Source organism: Streptomyces sp. MI02-7b (genome assembly GCF_033793585.1).
Taxonomy (GTDB): Bacteria; Actinomycetota; Actinomycetes; order Streptomycetales; family Streptomycetaceae; genus Actinacidiphila.
Genome location: NZ_JARAWX010000014.1, coordinates 120,287 through 142,261 on the forward strand (window position 1 = coordinate 120,287; position 21,975 = coordinate 142,261).

A 21,975-nucleotide genomic window follows, 5' to 3' on the forward strand; every position below is an offset into this window, starting at 1 on the left:
CGCCGCCCGGGACCTCACGCATCGTCACATCCCGTGCGGCCCAAGGTGATTCCCCGCCATGACGGGTCCGACCCGGGTGCGGCGGGGTGACCTCCCCGGGCTTCACTCGTTCTACGGAACGTGACTTCTCAACAAGCGACCGCCACCCGGACCCGGCGCGGCGCTCCCGTGATCGTGGACGTCGAGGAGGCCGAGGCCGCGCTCGTCGAGAACTACCCGCATCTGGTCCGGCTCGCGTATCTGATCCTGCCCGCCGGGCTCGGCAGGCACCGCCGGGTGATGAACGCGCACACCCTGGTGCAGCGCGCCCTGCCGAGGTCGGCGAGCGAGCCGGACCCGGCCTCGCTCGGGGTGCCCGGGCCGCGCGGCCCGGTGGACCGGTCGTACGCGCTGATGCGGCAGGAAGTGCTGTGCGCGGCGCTGGCGTTCGAGCAGGAGGAGGGTGCCCGCGGCTGGCTGCGGAAGGTGGCGACGGGTGTCCTGCCGCCGCACGTCTGGGGCCTGCGGCTGCACCCGAAGGCGGGCGGGACGGACGAGGCGGCCCTGGACCGGGCGCTGGCCGGGCTCGACGCCCCGGCCCGGGCGGCGTACGCGCTGCTGGAACTGGAGAACCTGCGCCGCTCCGACGGCCGCGAGGTGCGCAAACTGCTCGCCGCCGCCGACGCGCCCGACCCGCGGGCCGCGCTCAAGTCCGCCGAGGCGGTCCCGTACGGGCTGCTCGGCGCGGGCGGGTTCGACCCGTGCACCGTGCAGGCCCGGCCGACGGATCTGCTGCGCAGGCGGCAGCACGGCCGGGCCGGGCTGATCGCGGCCGCCGCGGTGGCGGTCACGGCGGTCCTGGTGGCCGTGCTGGGCGGCGGGCCGGAGCCGTACTCGGCGGGCGGCCCGCCGAACGCGTACGGCGCGGGATTCCTGGACCCGGCGCAGCTGGTCCGGGTGGACGGCACCGCGTGGAAGCGTGCCTCCCGGGTGGACTTCACCGTCTGGCCGGCCCGCGGCGGCCGCGCCGGGGACGCGAAGCTGCTGGGCCGGGCGCTCCAGGTGTGGGCCCACCCCGGCGAGCGGGTGGCGGTCTCGGCCACCAAGGGCACCACCGAGAGCCTGCCCGCGCAGCCCCCGCAACTGCTGTACGCGGGCGACGTGGACGCCGCCGGCGTGGTGCTGATGTACGACGGCCTGCGGCTCGTGCGCTACGCGGAGCCCCGCGACGGCAAGGGCGGGGCGGCCCTGGACTTCACGCGGGTGGACGGCGCGGACGCGTCGACCGCCGCCGTGGTGCTCGGCAGGATCGACGGCAACACACGCTTCCTGACCGCCCCGTGGGTGACCGGGTCGGCGTCCCGCGATCTGCTCGGGCCGGGCCGGCCCGCCCAGAAGCTGGGACGGACGGCGGACGGGGTGACCGACCCCGTGCGGATGCCGGGCGCCGGGAGCGACACTTCCCCGGCCGGCGCGAACGGGCCGTGCGGCACCTCCTGGCCGGCGCTGGAGTTCCAGGCGGCGAAGGGCGTGGGCCCGGGCAAGCCGTTCCTCCTCACCGACCTGGGCGACCTCGTGCCGGTGCACCTGACGTACCAGGCGCCGGACAGCGCCACGCCGGCCGAGGCCGCCGGCAAGGACGCCCTGGCGAGCTGGGCGCGCACGGCCTGCCACCTCGGCTCCATGCGGGGCATGGGGGTCCGTACGGTCAACGCCTGGCAGTACGCCGAACAGCCGCTGCCCGAGGACAACGGCCGGGCTGCCTGGGTGTGCACCCGTGCCGACACCTGGACGGGCACGAACGGCCGGACGCTGGCGCTGTTCCTGCCGCCGGTCGCCGAGCCGGCGAGCCCGGGGGCGCCGGTGGGCCAGAGCACGAAGGACACCGGGGCGTGCGGCAGGTCGGTGCCCCAGGTGCTGGCCGGGGTGCTGTGGAAGTCCACGGCCGGGCACTGGTACCTGCTGGCGGCCGGCAGCCCCGACGTCGCCCGGATCGAGGCCACCGGCGGCGTGAGCGGTTCCGCCGAGGGCCCGACGATGGCGGTGCGGGCCGAGCAGGGCGCCCGGGCCGAGCTGTCGGCGGTGCTCGACTCGGGCACCGGGATCACCACGCTGCGCTGACCTCTCGGGGCCGTCGGCCCGGTGGCCGCCCCGCCACCGGTCCGGCGGCCCCGGCCGTCGTGCCCCGGCCCGTGACCGCGTGGTTCGAGGTGGATCGCGTCCGGCCGTCCCGCCCGCGCAGGCGCCGCGGCCTCCGGCGCAGGTTCCCGTGACGCCGCGCGCCCGGCACGCTCCGCCTTGCGCCCGGTGGGCCCGCCCGGCGAGGGCCGGTGCGGGGGCGACGACAATGGCGGCATGAACGACCTCTGCTTCCGGCTCGCGGAGCACTACGACGCCCCCCTCCTCGTACGCCTCCGGGACGGCGCCGCGCGCTGGATGCAGGAGCAGGGCATCGACCAGTGGAAGCCCGGTGAGATGGGCGAGGACCACTTCCGGGCCCGCATGGCCGAGGGCGAGGTGTGGCTCGCCGAGAGGAACGGCGGCCGGGTCGTCGGCGGCTGGGAGCTGTGGTGGACGGACGAGCCCGCCTGGGGCGTGCGGCCGCCGGACGCCGGCTATGTGCACCGGCTGATGGTGGACCGCGCGACGGCCCCGCGCGGCGCGGGCCGGGCCATGCTCGCCGAGGCCGAACGCCGCATCGCCGCCACGGGGCGCGGTTGGGCCCGCCTGGACTGCGTGGCCGGCAACGCCCGGCTGCGCGACTGGTACGTGACGGCCGGCTACACGGTCGTCGGCGAGCAGCCCCGCAAACAGGGCGGCAAGGGCAGCCCGTACCCGGTGACGCTGCTGGAGAAGAAGCTGTAGAACGTCAGAAGCAGAGCGTCAGAAGCGGAGCGGCCCGCCCGGAGGTCCGGGGCGGGCCGCTCCGCCGCCGGGGGGGCGGCAGGATCGCGGGTCAGGGCTGTGCGCGGCGGGCCCGGTCGTAGGCCGCGTCGGCCGCCCGCCGGATCTCCTCCCGGTCCCGCAGGATCGCCGCCATCTCCTCCTCGCTGCCGGGGCCCGGGCCGGGCCCGCGGTTCGTGAGCCGGTCGTAGAGGAAGCGGCAGGCCGCGTCCTCGGTACCGAAACGCCCGTGCGGGTCGTCCACACCCCGCTCGTGGTTGCCCACGACCCAGGCGTCGCCCTCCTGCCGGAGGTACCTGAAGTCCACGGGGCGCGGGGTGTTCTCGTGGACGCCGGGGATCTCGTACAACCCGTCGGCCACGCCCGCGGCGGCGAGCGCCTCGCACAGCTCACGTCGGTTCATCGGGACCTCGTCAGTTCAGGCGCGCCAGGTCGCCGTTGACCACGTGGGCGCCCACGCTGTCGCCCGGCGGCAGCACGTACTGGACGCCGTTGCCCGGCTGCCCGAACCAGGGCTCGATGAAGCCCGCCTGGACCGTGAAGGGCTTCAGGACCTTGTACACGTGGTAGTTGAAGGGGTAGTCGCTCTCAATGGTGTTGAGGCTCTGCGGCGTGAGGGAACGCTGGAAGTACGGGGTACCGGCCGGCGCCAGGAACCTGCCGCCCTCGCCTCCGAAGCGGTCGATCCTCTGCCCGACGGTGAAGGTCAGGCTCACACTGAACGGCGTCACACCGGACCGGTAGCCGTCGTTCGGCGGGAAGATGAAGCCGCCCGTGTTGGGATTCCACCAGGTCGCGATGAACCCGTTCGCGGTCTGGCCGCCGAGGCGTCGGTAGTCGGCGAGGATCGCGCCCAGGACACCCTTCTTCGGCAGGAACCTCGGGCCGAGCCGGGGGTCGCCGCAGAAGAACGCGGGGTCGGTGAAGGCGATCCCGAGACAGGCGCGGGGGTTCTTCGGGTCGCCGACCAGGGGCGACTTCGGCTTCGCGCCCGGCCCGTGATCCGCCGGGGCACCGGGCACGACGGTCGGGGCGACGGCTGCCGGCCCTCGTTCGTCGGCCTGCGCCGACCCGCCCGCTCCGGCCAGCGTGCTGCCGAGCAGCACGAGCAGGGCGGAGACGGTGGAAAGCGATATTCGACGGCGACGCTTCAAGGAATCCTCCCAAGGGTGGTCCGCGGCACGCCGTTGCATGGGCGGGCGGCCGCGGTGACACGGTGGGGCTTCCGGGGACCACGTTGTTTACGGAGTGTCACCGGAGCCGCCCGATACGTACCCCTCGGAGATCACGATGCCGGGACGACATGCCCGGCATTCACGCGGATGGACGCGGAGTTCGCCCGTACGCAGCACCGCCCGGCCGGGGCACCCCCTGGCAGGGGCGCGCCGACCGGGCGGTGACGGAGCGTCGCGCTACCGGCGGACGTACACCGCGACGGTCCGCGCCGGGACCGTGAAGGTGCCTGAGGCGGCGTCGTAGGCGGACCGCTTGACCACGGGGTCGGACCCCGCGGCCTGGACCGGGTGCAGTACGTAGCCCGTACCGGCGAGGGCGGCGACCCGCTGCTCCTGGGCGCGCGGGGTGGCGTTGAGGACCACGACCAGGTCGCCGAGCCTCATGGTGATGACACCCGGGGTCTCGCCCCTGCCGGACAACGGGAAGGAGAGCCGGTCCCGCACCTGCGCGGCCGTGCCGAGCCCGAAGGCGGGTTCGGTCGAGCGGATGCGCAGCAGGTCCTGGTAGGCGTCCGAGGCCGCGGTGATCTCCGGGCAGCCGACCGTGAGGGTGGGCGCGGTCAGCAGGGGCTCGGCGTACGGCCACTTGGACTCGTTGTCGGCCTTCGGGGGCAGGCCGCGGCCGAAGCCGTTGCCCGCGCGGCAGTCCCAGTGGACGGCGTTGAACCAGTCGCCGGAGTCGTAGGAGTTGCGGTCCAGGGACTTGGAGCGCAGCAGGTCCGAGCCCGCCTGGTAGAGCGCCGGCCCCTGGGAGAGGACCGGGACGGCCTCGGCCAGCACCTGCATCCGGGCCCGGTCGGCGGGCGAGGTGCCCTTCGGCAGCTTGTAGGCGAGGGCGTCGAAGAGTGCCTCGTTGTCGTGGGCGTCCACGTAGGCGAGGGCGTCGCCCGGCGCGTCCGCGTAGCCGGCGGGCGAGCCGTTGTAGTCGACCTCGGCGCCGGTGACCTCCTTGCCCCCGCTGTCGGTGAAGGAGAAGGACTTCAGGTTGCCGGTGAGGCCGACCTTGATGAGGTCCTGGTAGTGCAGCAGGCGGGCCTTCTGCTCGGCCTCGGTGCCGTTGGCCGCGGAGCCGTTGGGGTCGGTGAACAGGCCGGAGGCGAAGCCCTGGACGCCGGGGTCGGAGTCGAAGGGGCCGCCGCCGCGGACCGCGTCGCGGGCCCGGTCGGAGAAGGTGGCGACGCCGGTGCCGGCCATGTTCTTCTGGGTGGCCTGCACGAAGCGGGCGTCGTCGGCGACCTCGCCGAAGTTCCAGCCCTCGCCGTAGAGGATGATCTTCTTGCCGTCGACGCCGTCCTTCGCGGGGGTCAGCGCGTCCAGCGCCTTGCGGACGGCGAGGATGTTCGCCTTGGGGTGGTGGCCCATCAGGTCGAAGCGGAAGCCGTCGACCTTGTACTCCTTGGCCCAGGTGACGATCGAGTCGACGACGAGCTTGCCCATCATCGCGTTCTCGGTCGCGGTGTTGGAGCAGCAGGTGGAGTCGGCGACGGTGCCGTCGTCCAGCAGGCGCTGGTAGTAGCCGGGCACGATCCGGTCGAGGACGGACGTGTCGTCCTGGCCGCTCGCGGCGGTGTGGTTGTAGACCACGTCCATCACGACGCGCAGGCCGGAGGTGTTGAGGCTCTGCACCATCTTCCGGAACTCGACGGTGCGCTTCGTGCCGTCCGGGTCCGTGGCGTAGGACCCCTCGGGGACGGTGTAGTGGAACGGGTCGTAGCCCCAGTTGTAGGCGTCCTTCGCGGCGACCGCGGCCACGCACTCCTGCTGCTTGTCGGAGTCGGCCGGGTAGGCGCCCAGGTCGCAGTCGACGGTGGCCTGGTCGGCGCTCTTCTCCGCGACCGTGGCGAAGTCGAAGGCCGGCAGCAGGTGGACGTAGGAGACACCGGACTTCGCCAGCGCCCGCAGATGGGTCATGCCGGCGGAGCCGGTGTCGGTGAAGGCGGTGTACTTGCCCCGGTCCGCGGCGGGGACGGTGGCGTCCTCGGCGGAGAAGTCCCGGATGTGGAGTTCCTGGATCTGGGCGTTGTTCAGGCCGACCGCCTTGGGCTTGGCCAGGTGCGACCAGCCGCCCGGGGCGAGCGCCTTGTCGTCGAGGTCCACGACGAGGCTCTGCTCGGAGTCGGCGGTCAGGGCGACCGAGTAGGGGTCGGTGACGGTGTTGGTGACGACCTTCTGCACGCTGGGCGCCCAGACCTTCACGGCGTAGCGGTACGGCTTGCCGGTCCAGCTCCGCTCACCGGTCACGCTCCAGACGCCGGTGGCCGCGTCGCGCCGCATCGGGAGGGTGCGTCCGGCCAGGTCCAGGGTGACGGACTGCGCGGTCGGGGCCCATACGGAGAGGGTGGGCCTGCCGTGGGAGAAGACCGGGCCGAGCGCGGCCTTGGTCGCCTTCGCGGCGTACAGGTCGTCCAGGACGCCCTGGATCTGGACGCCGGTGGCCGACAGCAGGGCTCCATCGGCGAGGTGCTGGGTTGCGATGATCTGCCCGGTGAGCGCCGTGCGGACCCGGTCGCGGTCGCGCGGGTCGATACTGAAGGCCGCGTAGTCCTTCAGGTGGGGGAAGCGGGCCTTCTGGGCGTCGGTCAGACCACCCGGGACGCGCTCGAGACGGAGCCAGTGGCCCTCGCCGGTCAGAGCGCCGTCCGCGACCGCCAGGCCGCCGTCCGGGGCGTAGACCAACTGGTGACTCGCGGCGGTGTCGCCGGTCTTCCAGGCGACGGTGTCGGCGTCGATCCACTGGGCCTTGGCCGAGGACAGGTCGAGGTCGGCGGAGGAGCCCGTGGTGGTGGGCAGCAGGTATTTCTCGGTGCCGTTCAGGAGCCACACCTCGTGTCCGTAGGTGGCGAGGTCGAGCGACTGGTCGGCGGGCAGGTCCTTGGTGTCGCCCTTGTGGAGGATGTAGCTGAGCGACGTGGCACCCGCGGCGAGCGGCACCTCGAAGACCGCGCCGTAGGCGTCGGTCCGCACCGGCTGCAGCGGGGCGGTCCAGTCGGTCGGGTTCGCGGCGCCGGTCCAGGTGTGCAGGCCCCAGCCGGTGTAATCGCCGTCGGCACGGTGGTAGTGGAGGACGGCCTTGGAACGGTCCTGCCCCGGCTCGGTGCCGGAGGGGGCCTGGGTGGCGACGGCCTCCTTGCCCTGCTCGACCCAGATCTCACCGTTCTTGGTGACGTCGATGAAGCGGTCGGCGGCGACGTCCTTGGTGCCGTCCTTGTCGATGACGAGGTAACCGACGCTGGACGCGCCCGGCTTGAGCTTCACATAGGCGAAGGCGCCGTAGGCGTCGCGGCCGATGAAGTCGTGGCCGGCGGGCCAGGTGGTGCCCTCGCCGTCGGCGATGTCGCCCCAGGCGTACAGGCGCCAGTCGGCGTAGTTGTTGTCGGACCGCTTGTAGTGGACGACCGCGTAGTCGCGGCTGCTCGCCACCGGGGGCTGCGGCGGGGCCGGAGTGCCGCTGGTGGTGTCGGCGGTGGCGGCGGCGGTCCGGCCGGCGGAATCGATCACGACGGCCTTGTACCGCAGCGCGGTGCCGGGCGTCACGTCGTCGCCGACCGTCTGGGTGACCTTGTACGGCGCGTGGTCGGCCGAACCCAGCACCTTCCACGGCCCGTTTCCGGTCTGTGCGGCGAAGACGACCCGGTTCAGCTGCCCGCCGTCGACATCGGCGGAGAGCTCGACGGTGCCGGTGGCGCCCGCGGCGGGGGCCTTCAGGGTGAGGGCGGGCCTGGCGGCGGGGGAGCCGAGCGGCCTGCTCGCCTGGTAGACCACGGTGGACAGCGCCGGGACGGTGACACCGATCTTCCGGTCGCCACCGCTGGTGACGGAGCCCTCGGTGCCGTACAGGGCGGTGAAGGCGGTGTTCGCGGAGCCGGTGGGGACGTCGGCGGTGCGTGCCTCGGTGGCGTTGTTCACGGCCACGACGTACTCGGTCCGGGTCTTCGCGTCGGTGCGGGAGAAGGCGTAGATCCCGGCACCGTCGGCCGCGTAGCGCTCGGTCTGGACGCCGTCGGCCAGGGCGGGGTGGGCCTTGCGGAGCGCGGCCAGCTTCGCGATCGCCCGGTAGAGGGGGGCGCCGGTGTCGTAGGCGTCGCTCGCGTGGGTGCGGTCGGTGCCCAGTTCGTCGTCGTCGAGGTAGTCGGCGACCTTGGAGGCGAACATCGTCTGGCGGGCGTCCTTGTCACCGCCCGCGCCGGTGAAGCCCTGCTCGTCGCCGTAGTAGACGACGGGGTTGCCGCGCGAGAGGAACATCAGCTCGTTGGCGAGCCGGTCGCGCCGGACGAGTTCGGCGTCGTCGGCCTTCGGGTTGTCCTGCTTCAGGAACGTGCCGATGCGGCCCATGTCGTGGTTGCCGAGGAAGGTGACCTGCTCGTAGGCGTTGGCCTTGTCGGTGGTGTAGCGGTAGTCGTCGCCGAAGACCGAGCCGAGCCGGGCCGCGGAGCCGCCCTGGGAGGCGTACTGGCGGGCGGCGTCCTGGAAGGGGAAGTCCAGCGTCGAGTCCAGGCGGCCCTGCGTGACGTACGGGGAGGTGATGGCGGTGTCGGCGGAGTAGACCTCGCCGAACATGAAGAAGTCCTTGCGCCCGTGCTGCGCGGCGTACGCGTCCAGCGCCGTGGCCCACTGGGTCCAGAAGGGCAGGTCGACGTGCTTGACGGTGTCGATGCGGAAGCCGTCGACGGCGAAGTCGCGGACCCACCTCTGGTAGATCTCCTCCATCCCCTTCACGACCTCGGGACGCTCGGTCCACAGGTCGTCCAGGCCGGAGAAGTCGCCCTGGTCGGCGCTCTCGCCGGCGAAGGTGGAGTCGCCCCGGTTGTGGTACATCGCCGAGTCGTTGAGCCAGGCCGGGACCTTGCTGTCCGCGGTGACGACGGGGGTGCGGGGGAAGGAGTCGCGGTCGACGGCGGGGAAGCCGTGGCCGCCCTTCGCGTAGTCGCTGTCGTCGAACGGCACGCCGTCCTTGGTCAGGTACGGGAACGCGCCCTTGGAGAGGTAGCCGTAGGACTTCTCGTCGTAGTCCACGACGTCGGCGGTGTGGTTGGTGATGACGTCGAAGAAGACCTTCATGCCCTTGGCGTGGGCCTTGGAGATCAGCGACGTGAGGTCGGCGTTGGTGCCGAAGTGCGGGTCGACCTGGGTGAAGTCGGTGATCCAGTAGCCGTGGTAGCCGGCCGACGCCTGATCGCCCGTGCCCTGCACGGGCCGGTTCTTGAAGATCGGCGCCATCCATATCGCGGTGGTGCCGAGGCCCTTGATGTAGTCGAGCCGCTTGGTGAGCCCCTTGAGGTCGCCGCCCTGGTAGAAGCCCTTGTCGGTGGGGTCGTAGCCGGTGCTGAGCCGGGTGCCGGTCAGGCCGCCCCTGTCGTTGGAGGAGTCACCGTTGGCGAAACGATCCGGCAGGACGAAGTAGAACTGCTCCCGCGTCAGGTCGTGGCGGGCCGGCTGTGCGGCCAGCACGGCGTCGGACGGCGGGGCGGGCGGGGCGGCGGCCGAGGCCGCGGGGGCCGAGGCGGGGACGGCGAGGGCGGCGGCGAGGGCCGCCACCGCGACGGCTGCGGCTCCGCGTCTGCGCGCGCGTGAACGCGCGGCGGACGCGGGCAGCCCGGTGGGCTGGGCCACGGGGGTTCTCCTTGCGGAATCCGTGTGCGGACGGGTGTACCTCGGGGAGCCCACGCGCCATGAGCCGTGGCCCGGCGGCAGTGCCGGACCGTGAGCGGGACCGTACCCCTTGCGCGGGTCTTACAGCAAGATGTCGCAAGGATTTCCAATGCGGTCGCACCGGGGCGGGTTCCGTCCCCGGACAGCCCCTCGCGACACCGGTCCTGACGGCGCGTCACCGAACTCTATGAACGCAAACCCGGAGTCCCTGGACCCCCGACCTGCGGTCATCGACCATCGGTGCGCCGCGCAACGGTGCGCGGGAAGACCGAAGGGAGACGAGGAGATGCTCGGACACTTCTCTCGCCGCACACGCTCCGCGGTGCCGGTGCCGGTGCCGTCGGCACGGAGCCGGTCCGCGCGGGGCCGCGTCGCCGCCGTCGCTTGCGCCCTCGCCGGACTCCTCGCCGCCGGCGCGGCCGGCCCCGTCCCGGCCGTCGCGGCCGACGGGCCCTCCCCCGCGCCGTGCCCGGCGAGCCTCGCCGCGGAGGCCACCTGCTACCGGGGCCAGGACGCGAACGGCGCCTTCTACGCGATGGCCGTTCCGCACGACTGGAACGGCTCGCTGGTCGTGCACGCCCACGGCGGCCCCGACCTCGGCGACGGCTCCGACCCCGAGCGCAGCACCGGCGACCTGGAGCGCTGGTCGGTGATGGTCGAGGAGGGGTACGCCTGGGCGGGTTCGTCGTACCGCCGCGGCGGCTACGGCACGCGGATGGCCGCCGCGGACACCGAGAACGTGCGGCGGCTGTTCGTCGGCCGCTTCGGCACCCCGCGCCGGACCTTCGTCCACGGCCAGTCCTGGGGAGGCGACGTGGCGGCCAAGGTCGCCGAGATCTACGGCACGGGCCGGCACGCTCCGTACGACGGCGCGCTGCTGACCAGCGGTGTCCTGGGCGGCGGTTCGCGCGGCTACGACTACCGGGTGGACCTGCGCGTGGTCTACCAGTACTACTGCCAGAACCACCCGCGGCCGACCGAACCCCCGTACCCGCTGTGGACGGGACTGCGCGAGGGTTCGACGATGACGAGCGCGGGCCTGCGCTCCAGGCTGCAGGAGTGCACCGGTTTCGCGTCACCGCCGCAGGAGCGCACGCCCCTGCAGCAGCGGAACCTGGACGACATCCTCGCGGTGACGCGGATCCCCGAGCGCACGCTGGAGTCGCACCTGCGCTTCGCGACCTTCACCTTCCGCGACATCGTGGTCAACCGGCTGGGCGGCCGCAATCCGTTCGGCAACGCCTCCGTGCGCTACACCGGATCGCACGACGACGCGGCCCTCAACGCGGGCGTGGAGCGCTTCTCCGCGGACCCCGCGGCCACGCGCGACCTGTCCTTCGACAGCGACGTCACCGGCGCGGTCTCCGTCCCGGTGCTCACGATGCACGCCATCGACGACCCCACGGCGTTCGTCGAGCACGAGGCGGCCTACCGGGCCTCCCTGGAGGGTGCCCACCGCGGTCGCCTGCTGGCGCAGACCTTCACCCGGGAGACCGAGCACAGCGAACTGAGCACGGCGGAGTACGCCGCCGCCGTCGACGCCCTGGCGGACTGGGTGCGCACCGGCCGCAAGCCCACCCCGGCGTCGGTCGCGGCCTCCTGCCCGGCGTTCGACGCCGTCTACGGCACCGGGTGCTTCTTCGCCCCCGACTACACCCCGCGCCCGTACGCCTTCCGCGTCCGCCCGCGACCCGGGGGCCTGCACTGGCCGGCCCTGTCCGCCGCGCGGGAGCGGATGCTCGGCCGGCTGCCGGGCGTGGGCATCGCCCCCTGACCCCTTCGGCCCACCGCCCCGCCTCCCCCACCGCTCCCTACCGCCCTCCACCGCCCTCCACCACCCCTACCTGCAGAATCTTGCAGAAAGTTTCAGCAGGGGCCTTCCATCCCGGCGTGAGGCGCTGTTACGTTCCTCCTCATCCCGGTCCGGCCGGCCGGGGGTCCGCCCCTGACGGCGGCCCCACGCGCCCGGCCGGCTGGACCGGAGACATCGACGGAGGCGGATCCCGGGGCCGACGAGCCACCCCGCCGCGCCCCGCCCGGGGCGGGTCCCGGGGTCCGCCCCGGCGCACACCTCGGCGCGCCGCGGCGGAACCCCGTGCGGGCGCCCTCGGTCAGGAGCGCCGGCCGCCGCCGGGTGCCTGGCCGGTGGAACCGCGCACGACGAGCTCCGTCTGGAAGACGAACTCCGAACGCTGCACCGGATTGCCGCCGATCTCCTCCAGCAGCGCGTTCACGGCGGCCGCGCCCATCGCCTCGACCGGCTGCCGGACCGTGGTCAGCGGCGGATCGGTGAAGGCGATCAGCGGTGAGTCGTCGTAACCGACCACCGAGACGTCCCCGGGGACCGTCAGCCCCCGCTCCCGCGCCGCCCGCACGGCCCCCAGCGCCATCAGGTCGCTGCCGCACACGATGCCCGTGCAGCCCCGGTCCAGCAGCGCGCCGGCGGCCGCGTGGCCGCCCTCGACGGAGAACAGCGTGTGCTGCACGCAGCCAGCCGCCGCCTCCTCGCCGAGGCCCAGGAAGTCACCGAGCGCCTCGACGAAGCCGTCGACCTTGCGGTGCACCGGCACATAGCGGTTGGGCCCGACGGCCAGGCCGATCCGCTGGTGGCCGAGCTCCACCAGGTGCTGGACGGCGATACGCGCCGAGGCGCGCTCGTCCGGCGAGATGTACGGCCCGGCGATCGCCGGGTTGTAGCCGTTGACCAGCACATAGGGCACGCCCTGCCCGAGGAGCCGGGCGTAGCGCTCGGGGTCGGCGGTGACGTCGGCGTGCAGGCCCGACAGGAAGACGATGCCGCGCACCCCTCGCTCCACCAGCGCCTCCACCAGTTCGTCCTCGGTGGAGCCGCCGGGGTGCTGGGTGCACAGCACCGCGGTGTAGCCGTAGCCGGTCAGGTTCTGCTCGATGACCTGGGCGAAGGCGGGGAAGATCGGGTTGTTGAGCTCGGGGGTGATCAGACCGATCTGGCCGGCGCTGCGCCGGCGCAGCCGCACCGGGCGCTCGTAACCGAGCACGTCCAGTGCGGCCAGCACCCTCTGCCGGGTGGCGGGGGCGACCCCCGCCTTCCCGTTGAGCACGCGGCTGGCGGTGGCCTCGCTGACCCCCGCCTGGGCCGCGATGTCGGCGAGGCGGGCCGTGGTGTTCACAGTCCCCGACCCTATGCGACCGCGGCGCACGTCAAACGGCCCACCAGACGGTCGTGTCGGACGGGAGGACCACCCCGTCCGCCGTGACCTCGACGGGAGCGCTGCTCAGCAGCACCGCGCCGGGCGCCGGCAGGGTCACCGGGGCGCCGGTGGTGTTGACGGTGCACGCGAAGCCGGGGCGGCGGAAGACCAGCACGCCCTCCGGGGCGTCCTGCCAGTGCACCGACTCCCCCGCGCCGAGGCCGGGCAGTTCGCGGCGCAGCCGCAGGGCCGCGCGGTACAGCTCCAGGGTGGAGGCGGGGTCGCCGGTCTGGGCCTCGACGCTCAGCCCCGCCCAGGAGGCCGGCTGCGGCAGCCAGCTGCCCCCGCTGCCGAAGCCGTACGAGCTGCCCTCCGCCGTCCACGGGATCGGCACCCGGCAGCCGTCGCGGAAGCCGTCCTGGCCGGCGGCGCGGAAGAACGCCGGGTCCTGGCGGGCCTCGTCCGGCAGGTCGGTGACCTCGGGCAGGCCGAGTTCCTCGCCCTGGTAGACGTACGCGGAGCCGGGCAGCGCCAGCATCAGCAGGGAGGCGGCGCGGGCGCGGCGTACGTCGTAGCTCTTCTCGTCGGCGGACAGCCGGGTGGCGTGGCGGACGACGTCGTGGTTGGACAGCACCCAGGTGGTGGGCGCGGCAACGGGACGCATGGCGTCCAGCGAGCGGTCGATGACCTCGCGCAGCTCCCGGGCGTCCCACTTGGTGCCCAGGTACTGGAAGTTGAAGGCCTGGTGCAGTTCGTCGGAGCGGACGTAGTGGGCGGTGCGCTCCACGGTGGGCGTCCAGGCCTCGGCGACGGCGATGCGCTCGCCCTGGTACTCGTCGAGGATGCGCCGCCACGAGCGGTACACGTCGTGGACGCCGTCCTGGTCGAAGAAGGGCAGGACATCGTTGCCAAGCAGCTTGAGCTGCTCGTGGGCGCCGATGTCGGGCAGGCCGTCGGCCTTCACCAGACCGTGTGCGACGTCGATGCGGAAGCCGTCGACGCCCATGTCGAGCCAGAACCGCAGGATCGAGCGGAACTCGTCCTGGACCGCCGGGTGCTCCCAGTTGAAGTCCGGCTGCTCGGGCGCGAACAGGTGCAGGAACCACTCCCCGTCGGCCGCGCGGGTCCAGGCCGGTCCGCCGAAGATGGACTCCCAGTCGTTGGGCGGCAGTTCGCCGTTCTCGCCCTTGCCGGGGCGGAAGTGGTAGCGCGCCCGCAGCGGGGAGCCGGGGCCCTCGCGCAGCGCCTGCTTGAACCACTCGTGCTGGTCGGAGGAGTGGTTGGGGACGAGGTCGACGATGATCCGCAGGCCCAGCCGGTGGGCGTCGCGGATCAGGCCGTCGGCGTCGTGCAGGGTGCCGAACATCGGGTCGATGGCCCGGTAGTCGGCCACGTCGTAACCGGCGTCGGCCTGCGGGGACGCGTAGAAGGGGCTCAGCCAGACGGCGTCCACCCCGAGGTCGCGCAGATAGGGGAGGCGCTCGCGGACACCGGGGATGTCGCCCATGCCGTCGCCGTTCCCGTCGGCGAAACTCCGGGGGTAGACCTGGTAGATGACCGCGTCTCTCCACCAGTCCGTGGCGGCCACGGGCTGGTCGGAGGCGTGGGGGTGACGGGTGGAGTCCGCCAGGTACTGGGTCATGGTGATCCCTTGGAGGATTGGAGTCGCGGTACGGCGATGGAGGCAGGGCCGGGGCAACCGGCCGTCGGGCCGGGTGCCCCGGGTCGTGCGGTCAGGACTTGGCCGCGCCGGCCGTGAGGCCGGTGACCAGGTGCTTCTGCACGAGGTAGAATACGAAGCTGACGGGGATGGCGATGAGCACCGCGGTGGCGGCCATGTAGTTCCACTGCGCGTCGTGCTCGCTGACGAAGCTGCTCAGGCCCACGGCGAGGGTGTACTTGCCGTCGTCGAGCATGAAGGTGGTCGCGAAGGCGACCTCGCCCCAGGCGGTGAGGCAGGTGTAGAAGGCGGCCACCGCCAGGCCGGGCCGGGCCAGTGGCAGCACCAGCCGCCAGAAGGTGCCGAAGGGGCTGAGTCCGTCGACGCGGCCGGCCTCGTCGATCTCGAAGGGGATCGTGTCGAAGTAGCCCTTGAGCATCCACGCGCAGTACGGCACGGCGGTGGAGCAGTAGATGAGGATCAGGCCGCCGTAGGTGTCGATCAGGCCCAGGTCCGAGAGGATCACGTACATCGGGACCATGAGCACGGCGACCGGGAACATCTGGGTGACCAGCAGCGCCCACATGAACTTCTTGTAGCCCGGGAAGCGCATGCGGGAGACGGCGTAGCCGGTGGTGGCCGCGATCAGCACGCCGATGACGCAGGTGGACCCGGCGACGATCAGGGTGTTCCCGAACCAGGTCAGGAAGCCCGTGTGCTCCAGGACGAAGGAGTAGTTGGAGAAGCCGGCCTTGTCCAGGATCCGGCCCGGGTGCAGGTAGTCGTCCTTGTCCGGCCCGAGCGAGAGGAAGACCAGCCAGCCGATCGGGAAGAGGGCGACGACGCTGGCGGCGATCAGCACGCCGTGCGACAGCACCGACGCGGTGCGGCTGCGCCGGCCGCGGCGGTACCGGCCCGGGCGCTCCTTCTCGGACGCGGCGGCGTGGGGATCGCCGGCGGGGCCGGAGCCCGGGATCGTGGTCTGGGTCGTGGTGCTCATGCTGCTGATCCCCTCAGGCGGCGAGCTGGTCATGGCGGGCCAGCCAGCGGCGGTAGAAGGTGGTGAAGACGATCAGGATCGACAGCAGGAGCACGCCGTAGGCGGCGGACTGCGCGTAGTCGCGCGGCTGCTGGCCGAACCCGAGTTGGTAGGCCCAGGTCACGAGGATCTGCGCGTCCGGTGCGCCGCTGCCGAAGAGCAGGTAGATGATGGCGAACTGGTTGAACGTCCAGATGATGCCGAGCAGCACGACGGTGCTGCTGACCGAGCGCAGGCCGGGCAGGGTGACGTTGCGGAAGCGCTGCCAGGCGTTCGCGCCGTCCATCTCGGCGGCCTCGTACAGCTCCGAGGGGATCGACTGCAGGCCGCCGAGGAGCGAGACCATCATGAAGGGCACGCCCACCCAGGTGTTGACACCGATCGCGGCGATCTGCTGGAAGGTGGAGTCCTCCAGCCACTGCGGCTGCGGCAGATGGAGACCCCCCAGGACGGAGTTCACCACCCCGGAGTCGCTGAGCATGATCCGCCAGGAGAAGACGGTGACGAAGGTCGGCACCGCCCACGGCAGGATCAGCATCATGCGGTAGAAGGTGCGGCCGCGCAGCTTCTGGTTGAGCAGCAGCGCGAGCCCCAGGCCCAGGCCGTAGTGGAGGGCGACGCAGACCGCGGTCCAGATCACCGTCCAGATGAAGTGCGACCAGAAGCGGTCGTAGGAGGTCGGGCCCCAGAGGATGTCGGCGTAGTTGTGCAGGCCGATGAACTGGTAGGTGGCGTCGATGTGGTTGACGCCGATGGTGCGGGCCGAGTTCAGGCTGTTGGCGTCGGTGAGCGTGAGGTACAGGCCCTGGGCGAGCGGGTAGCCCACCAGGACGCCGAGCACGACGACCACCGGGGCGATCATCGCGTACGCGTACCAGTGCTTCTGGTAGGAGCGCTTGAGGCGCTCGATCGGACCGGGGCGTGATCCACGCGTATCGCGGGACTTCTGCACCGCGCCCTCGACGGCGACTGTCATCGTTGGGGCCTTCTCTACGGGGTGTCTTCCGGGGTGACTTGCGGGGCGTCTTCCGGGGTGGAACAGCCGGTGGCCGCCGGCCCGCCCGGTTCGGGGGCGGGGCCGGCGGCCGCGGGGATCACTTGCTGTAGTCGGGCAGCAGCTTGGCCATCGCGACGGCCGCGTTGTCCAGGCCCTTGTCGAGCGGCTCCTTGCCGCCGGCGACCTTGGTCAGCTCGTCGCCGAACGGGCCCCACAGGGAGCTGTACTCGGGCAGCTCGGGGCGCGGCTGGGCGGAGGACAGGACCGCCTGGAAGCCCTTGACGCCCGGGTCGGCGGTCACCTCGGCGGTGTACGCGTCCGAGCGGGTGGGCAGCGTGGAGTTCTTCAGGGCGATGGTGGTCTGGCTCTTCGCCGAGGTCATGAACTTCACGAACTTCAGCGAGGCCGCCTGGTGGGCCTTGTCCGAGCCGGCGTAGACGGCGAGGTTGTGGCCACCGGTGGGGGCGCCGGCCGAACCGGCGGAGCCGGCCGGGACGGGGGCGATGCCGAGGTTGTCCTTGTCGGCGAACGCGGAGCCCTTGTAGAAGTTGGTGATCTCCCAGGGACCCTGGATGATCGCGGCGACCTTGCCGTTGACGAAGGCGTCCTGGATGTGGGCGTAGGCGTCCGCGGTGGTGTCGGCCTTGTGCAGCCCGGCGCCGGAGAACATGCTCTGCCACGTGGTGAGGCCCTTGACGGCGGCCGCACCGCTGATGGTGATCTTCTTGGCGGAGGTGTCGACCATGTCGGTGCCCTCGCCGTACAGGAACGGCTGGGCGTAGTAGGACGCGGTGTTCAGCCAGAAGCCGTCGGCACCGGTCTTCGCCTTGATGGTCTTGGCGGCGGCCTTCAGGTCGTCCCAGGTCTTGGGGGCGTCGGCGACACCGGCCTGCTGGAAGAGCTTCTTGTTGTAGACCAGCGCCAGGGTGTCGGTGGTGAAGGGGACACCGTAGGTCTTGCCGTCGAACTGGGCCTGCTTGAGCAGGGACGCCTGGAACTTGTCCTGGTCGGCGAGGGCCTCGGTGCCGTCCAGCGGCAGGAAGAAGCTCTTCTTGGCGAACGCGGGCGTCCAGCCGACCTCGGAGCGGAGCACGTCGGGGGCGCCCTTGCTGCCGGCCGCGGTGTCGAACTTGTTCTGCGCCGCGTCGAAGGGGACGTTGACGTACTTGACCTTGATGGTCGGGTTCGCCTTCTCGAAGTCCGCGACCAGGGCCTTGTAGGTCGGCGCCTCATTGGTGGCGTTCGAGGTGTCCCACCAGGTGATGGTGACGGGACCGTCGGCCTTGTCACTGCCGCCGTCGCCGCCGCAAGCCGTTGCCGCGAGCCCGAGCGCCGCAACCAGCGCGGTGGCCGCTATGCCACGCCGCATGTGATCTCCTCCAGGATGAAAGCCCGTGATACTGCGGGGCGCGTCTCCGCGACCCCCCTGCCGACTGCACCTTTGCGGCCGCCGGGCTGTCGAGGAACGTAACAGGGATGAAAGCTCCCCGAAAGACCTTGCTGCAAAGACTTGCAAGATCTTCCGATCGTTACGCGCGTGTGTCCTCGCAGTTGCCGGGAGGAGACGTGCCGTGGGAGCGCCGGCTGCTTGGAAGGCGTTACGCCATCTTCCGCAAATTTCTGAAAGGTATTGCCGATCGGGGTGCTGGATGGGAATCATCGGCAGGGACCGGCGCCGACTCACGAGGGACCGACATGACCCAAGAGCTCGCACCCGTCGTCCACGGCGAGGCCCCCGCGGCCGCGGACCGGCCCGAGGACGCGCAAACCGACTGGTGGCGCAGCGCCGTCATCTACCAGGTGTACGTGCGCTCCTTCGCGGACGGCGACGGCGACGGGGTGGGCGACCTGCCCGGCGTCCGGGCGCGGCTGCCCTATCTGGCGGAGCTGGGGGCCGACGCCGTCTGGCTGACCCCGTTCTACGCCTCCCCCCAGGCCGACGGCGGCTACGACGTCGCCGACTACCGGACCGTGGACCCCCTCTTCGGCTCCCTCGCGGACGCCGACGACCTCGTCCGGACCGCGCACGAGCTGGGTCTGAGGGTGATCGTGGACATCGTCCCGAACCACACCTCCGACCGGCACGCGTGGTTCCGGGCCGCGCTCGCGGACCGGCACGGGGGTCCGGACCGCGAGCGCTACCACTTCCGCCCGGGCAAGGGCGTGAACGGCGAACTGCCGCCCAACGACTGGGAGTCGGTCTTCGGCGGGCCGGCCTGGACCCGCGTCCCCGACGGGGACTGGTACCTGCACCTGTTCGCGCCCGAGCAGCCCGACCTCGACTGGGACCACCCCGAGGTGCGGGAGGAGTTCGACCGGATCCTGCGCTTCTGGCTCGACCTCGGCGTCGACGGCTTCCGCATCGACGTCGCCCACGGCATGGTCAAGGCCCCCGGCCTTCCCGACATCGGGCACCAGGAGCAGGTCACGATGATCGGCTCCCAGGTGCTGCCGTTCTTCGACCAGGACGGGGTGCACGAGATCCACCGCTCATGGCGGCGGCTGCTCGACGGCTACCCGGGGCAGCGCATCGGCGTCGCCGAGGCCTGGGCCCCCACCCCGGAACGGATGGCGCTGTACGTGCGCCCCGACGAGCTGCACCAGGCCTTCAACTTCCACTTTCTGCGCTGCGACTGGGACGCCGCCGCCATGCGCGCGGTGATCGACGAGTCGCTGGCCGCCACCGTCTCCGTCGGCGCCCCCACCACCTGGGTGCTGTCCAACCACGACGTGGTCCGCCACGTCACCCGCTACGGCGGCGGCGCCACCGGGCTGCGCCGTGCGCGCGCCGCGGCGATGCTGATGCTGGCGCTGCCCGGCTCGGTCTACGTCTACCAGGGCGAGGAGCTCGGCCTGCCCGAGGTCACCGACCTGCCCGACGATGTCCGCCAGGACCCCTCCTTCTTCCGCGCCAACGGCCAGGACGGTCTGCGCGACGGCTGCCGGGTGCCGATCCCGTGGACGGCCGGGGGCAGCTCGTACGGCTTCGGCAGCGGGGGCAGCTGGCTGCCGCAGCCGGCCTCCTGGGCGGGGCTGAGCGTCGAGGCCCAGACCGGCGACCCCGCCTCCACCCTGGAGCTGTACCGCGCGGCCCTGCGGCTGCGCCGCGAACTGCCCGGCCTCGGCGCGGGGGAGTCGGTGCACTGGCAGGACGCCCCCGAGGGGGTGCTGGCCCTCGCCCGGCCCGGCCTGGCGTGCACCGTGAACACCCGCTCCACACCCGTCGAACTGCCTGTTCCCGGACGGCTCGTGCTCTCCAGCGAGCCCGCGACGCCCACCGGCGGAAACATCCGTCTTCCGGCCCATTCGTGCATCTGGTGGGCGATCTGAGATGCGACCGGTACAGTCCAATCCTGTGACCGCAAGGCTTGCCGACATCGCAGCCCAGGCGGGGGTGAGCGAAGCGACGGTCAGCCGTGTTCTGAACGGCAAGCCCGGAGTCTCCGCGGCAACCCGCCAGTCCGTGCTGGCCGCACTCGATCTGCTCGGCTACGAACGGCCCGTCCGGCTGCGCCAGCGCAGCGCCGGCCTGGTCGGACTCATCACGCCCGAGCTGGAGAACCCCATCTTCCCGGCCTTCGCGCAGATCATCGGGCAGGCGCTGACCCGCCAGGGGTACACGCCCGTGCTGGCCACCCAGACACCCGGCGGCTCCACCGAGGACGAACTGGTCGAGATGCTGGTCGAGCGCGGCGTCGCCGGGATCATCTTCGTCTCCGGCCTGCACGCCGACTCCACCGCCGACATGGAGCGCTACGACCGACTGCACGGCCAGGGCGTGCCCTTCGTGCTCATCAACGGCTTCTCCGACAAGATCAAGGCCCCCTTCGTGTCCCCCGACGACCGGGGCGCGATGCGGCTGGCCGTCACGCATCTGGCGTCGCTCGGGCACGAGCGGATCGGGCTGGCGGTCGGCCCCAAGCGTTTCGTCCCCGTGCAGCGCAAGATCGAGGGCTTCCTGCGCAGCATGGACCAGGTGCTCGGCATACCGGCGCGGGAGACCGAGGACCGTATCCAGCACTCCCTGTTCACGTTGGAGGGCGGCCAGGCGGCCGCCTCGGGGCTGATCGAGGCCGGCTGCACCGCCGTGGTGTGCGCCTCGGACATGATGGCGCTCGGCGCCATCCGGGCCGCCCGGCAGCACGGTCTGTCCGTGCCGGGCGACGTCTCCGTCGTCGGGTTCGACGACTCCCCGCTCATCGCGTTCACCGATCCGCCGCTCACCACGATCCGCCAGCCGGTCACGGCGATGGGCCAGGCCGCGGTGCGCGCGCTGCTGGAGGAAGTCGGGGGCACCCCGGCGCCGCACAGCGAGTTCGTCTTCCTGCCTGAACTGGTCGTACGCGGCTCGACGGCATCAGGTCCCCAAGCCGGGGCAGCCGTACCGGTACAGCAGTCGGCCTGGAGGCGTACAAGGGATGCACAGAATCCGACCGGGGGCTGATCGGACGGCCTACCCCGGCATGGCAGACTATCGCCCCATGGGGGAATCGACCGCGAAGACCATGGCACGCCGTATCGCAACGGCCGACCCGCCGCGCTCCATCGATTCCCGTGACCCCGATGGAGCGACGACGGGCAACGGACGGCTGTCACCGCGCCGACCACGGCTGTGGTTCGAGATCCTGCTGATCGCCGTCAGCTACTGGATCTACTCACTCGTGCGCAACGCCGTGCCCGAGCAGAAGACGGCGGCCATGCGCAACGCGGACCGGGTGTGGGACCTGGAGCAGTCCTTCGGCCTCGCCTTCGAGCACGCGATCAACCATGCCGTGAACTCGGTAACGTGGCTCATCGTCGGGATGAACTATTACTACGCCACGCTGCACTTCGTGGTAACCCTGTCGGTGCTCGTCTGGCTCTTCCGCCGGCACCCCGGGCGCTACGCGCCGACCCGGCTGGTGCTGTTCGTGACGACCGGCATCGCACTGCTGGGGTACTACTTCTTCCCGCTGGCGCCGCCGCGCCTGATGGGCGGCGGGTTCATCGACACGGTGCGGATCCACCACACATGGGGCTCCATGGCCTCCGGCGACCTCGCCCATGTGTCCAACCAGTACGCGGCCATGCCCTCGATGCACATCGGCTGGTCGCTGTGGTGCGGCATCACCGTGGCGATGCTGGCCCGGCACACCTGGGTCCGGGTGCTGGGGGTGCTCTACCCCGTCACGACGCTGCTGGTGATCGTCTCCACCGCCAACCACTTCTGGCTGGACGCGGCCGGCGGCACCGCCTGCCTCGCGGTCGGCTTCGCCGCCTCCTGGGCGGTCTACGGGGGGCTGGCCTACCGGCTCCCGCGCCACGTGCGGGTCGCCACGGCGTAGGACCGGTCGTCGCGGGGC

Annotated in this window: 14 protein-coding genes; 6 read left to right on the forward strand and 8 right to left on the reverse strand. The window is 72.1% G+C overall.

Annotation, left to right across the window (positions count from 1 at the left end):
* The first annotated feature begins 120 nt into the window (after positions 1–120).
* Positions 121–2,100, forward strand: coding sequence for a hypothetical protein (locus PV364_RS23440; protein ID WP_319662185.1), 1,980 nt, complete (start codon positions 121–123; stop codon positions 2,098–2,100).
* Positions 2,101–2,334: 234 nt separating this feature from the next.
* The gene (locus tag PV364_RS23445) at positions 2,335–2,844 is read left to right on the forward strand and encodes a GNAT family N-acetyltransferase (RefSeq protein WP_319662186.1); all 510 of its coding nucleotides are present in this window, start codon (positions 2,335–2,337) and stop codon (positions 2,842–2,844) included.
* A 91-nt stretch (positions 2,845–2,935) separates the two neighbouring features.
* Here PV364_RS23445 and PV364_RS23450 read toward each other — a convergent pair whose 3' ends face one another.
* The 3 genes from PV364_RS23450 to pulA form a co-directional block, all read right to left on the reverse strand.
* Positions 2,936–3,286 carry a hypothetical protein gene (locus PV364_RS23450; RefSeq protein WP_319662187.1) on the reverse strand — a complete coding sequence of 117 codons (351 nt, stop codon included), beginning with the start codon at positions 3,284–3,286 and terminating at the stop codon, positions 2,936–2,938.
* Between the two features lie 10 nt (positions 3,287–3,296).
* Positions 3,297–4,037, reverse strand: coding sequence for a TNT domain-containing protein (locus PV364_RS23455; protein WP_319662188.1), 741 nt, complete (start codon positions 4,035–4,037; stop codon positions 3,297–3,299).
* Between the two features lie 258 nt (positions 4,038–4,295).
* Complete coding sequence (pulA, locus tag PV364_RS23460; RefSeq protein WP_415924592.1) at positions 4,296–9,728, reverse strand: pullulanase-type alpha-1,6-glucosidase; 5,433 nt, start codon at positions 9,726–9,728, stop codon at positions 4,296–4,298.
* 325 nt (positions 9,729–10,053) lie between these two features.
* Between pulA and PV364_RS23465 the strand changes: the two genes are divergently transcribed.
* A complete protein-coding gene (locus PV364_RS23465; protein WP_319662189.1) occupies positions 10,054–11,541 on the forward strand; it encodes a hypothetical protein in 1,488 nt (495 codons plus the stop codon).
* Between the two features lie 337 nt (positions 11,542–11,878).
* On the opposite strand, the gene PV364_RS23470 is transcribed toward PV364_RS23465, so the two are convergent.
* From PV364_RS23470 to PV364_RS23490, 5 genes are all read right to left on the reverse strand, one after another.
* Positions 11,879–12,916: a LacI family DNA-binding transcriptional regulator gene (locus PV364_RS23470; RefSeq protein WP_319662190.1), complete on the reverse strand. Its 1,038-nt coding sequence runs from the start codon at positions 12,914–12,916 to the stop codon at positions 11,879–11,881.
* A gap of 31 nt (positions 12,917–12,947) precedes the next feature.
* Complete coding sequence (locus PV364_RS23475; RefSeq protein WP_319662192.1) at positions 12,948–14,579, reverse strand: glycoside hydrolase family 13 protein; 1,632 nt, start codon at positions 14,577–14,579, stop codon at positions 12,948–12,950.
* 91 nt (positions 14,580–14,670) lie between these two features.
* A complete protein-coding gene (locus PV364_RS23480) occupies positions 14,671–15,597 on the reverse strand; it encodes a carbohydrate ABC transporter permease (RefSeq protein WP_319662193.1) in 927 nt (308 codons plus the stop codon).
* A 13-nt stretch (positions 15,598–15,610) separates the two neighbouring features.
* Positions 15,611–16,612 (reverse strand): carbohydrate ABC transporter permease, encoded by a 1,002-nt coding sequence (locus PV364_RS23485; RefSeq protein ID WP_319662194.1) that lies wholly within the window; start codon positions 16,610–16,612, stop codon positions 15,611–15,613.
* A 118-nt stretch (positions 16,613–16,730) separates the two neighbouring features.
* Positions 16,731–18,002: an extracellular solute-binding protein gene (locus PV364_RS23490; RefSeq protein ID WP_319662195.1), complete on the reverse strand. Its 1,272-nt coding sequence runs from the start codon at positions 18,000–18,002 to the stop codon at positions 16,731–16,733.
* 326 nt (positions 18,003–18,328) lie between these two features.
* Between PV364_RS23490 and PV364_RS23495 the strand changes: the two genes are divergently transcribed.
* Genes PV364_RS23495 through PV364_RS23505 form a run of 3 tightly spaced genes read left to right on the forward strand, consistent with a single transcriptional unit; the run spans position 18,329 to position 21,957 of the window.
* On the forward strand, positions 18,329–19,963 hold the full coding sequence (locus PV364_RS23495; protein ID WP_319662196.1) for a glycoside hydrolase family 13 protein: 1,635 nt from the start codon (positions 18,329–18,331) through the stop codon (positions 19,961–19,963).
* Positions 19,964–19,988: 25 nt separating this feature from the next.
* The gene (locus PV364_RS23500) at positions 19,989–21,077 is read left to right on the forward strand and encodes a LacI family DNA-binding transcriptional regulator (protein ID WP_319662197.1); all 1,089 of its coding nucleotides are present in this window, start codon (positions 19,989–19,991) and stop codon (positions 21,075–21,077) included.
* Positions 21,078–21,114: 37 nt separating this feature from the next.
* Positions 21,115–21,957 carry a phosphatase PAP2 family protein gene (locus tag PV364_RS23505; protein ID WP_319662198.1) on the forward strand — a complete coding sequence of 281 codons (843 nt, stop codon included), beginning with the start codon at positions 21,115–21,117 and terminating at the stop codon, positions 21,955–21,957.
* Positions 21,958–21,975 lie beyond the last annotated feature (18 nt).

Excerpts from the sequence above, each read along its gene's own strand:
- PV364_RS23445 (WP_319662186.1), top strand. The coding sequence starts at position 2,335 with ATGAACGACCTCTGCTTCCGGCTCGCGGAGCACTACGACGCCCCCCTC.
- PV364_RS23450 (WP_319662187.1), bottom strand. The coding sequence starts at position 3,286 with ATGAACCGACGTGAGCTGTGCGAGGCGCTCGCCGCCGCGGGCGTGGCC.
- PV364_RS23465 (WP_319662189.1), top strand. The coding sequence starts at position 10,054 with ATGCTCGGACACTTCTCTCGCCGCACACGCTCCGCGGTGCCGGTGCCG.
- PV364_RS23475 (WP_319662192.1), bottom strand. The coding sequence starts at position 14,579 with ATGACCCAGTACCTGGCGGACTCCACCCGTCACCCCCACGCCTCCGAC.
- PV364_RS23480 (WP_319662193.1), bottom strand. The coding sequence starts at position 15,597 with ATGAGCACCACGACCCAGACCACGATCCCGGGCTCCGGCCCCGCCGGC.
- PV364_RS23485 (WP_319662194.1), bottom strand. The coding sequence starts at position 16,612 with ATGACAGTCGCCGTCGAGGGCGCGGTGCAGAAGTCCCGCGATACGCGT.
- PV364_RS23490 (WP_319662195.1), bottom strand. The coding sequence starts at position 18,002 with ATGCGGCGTGGCATAGCGGCCACCGCGCTGGTTGCGGCGCTCGGGCTC.
- PV364_RS23495 (WP_319662196.1), top strand. The coding sequence starts at position 18,329 with ATGACCCAAGAGCTCGCACCCGTCGTCCACGGCGAGGCCCCCGCGGCC.
- PV364_RS23505 (WP_319662198.1), top strand. The coding sequence starts at position 21,115 with ATGGGGGAATCGACCGCGAAGACCATGGCACGCCGTATCGCAACGGCC.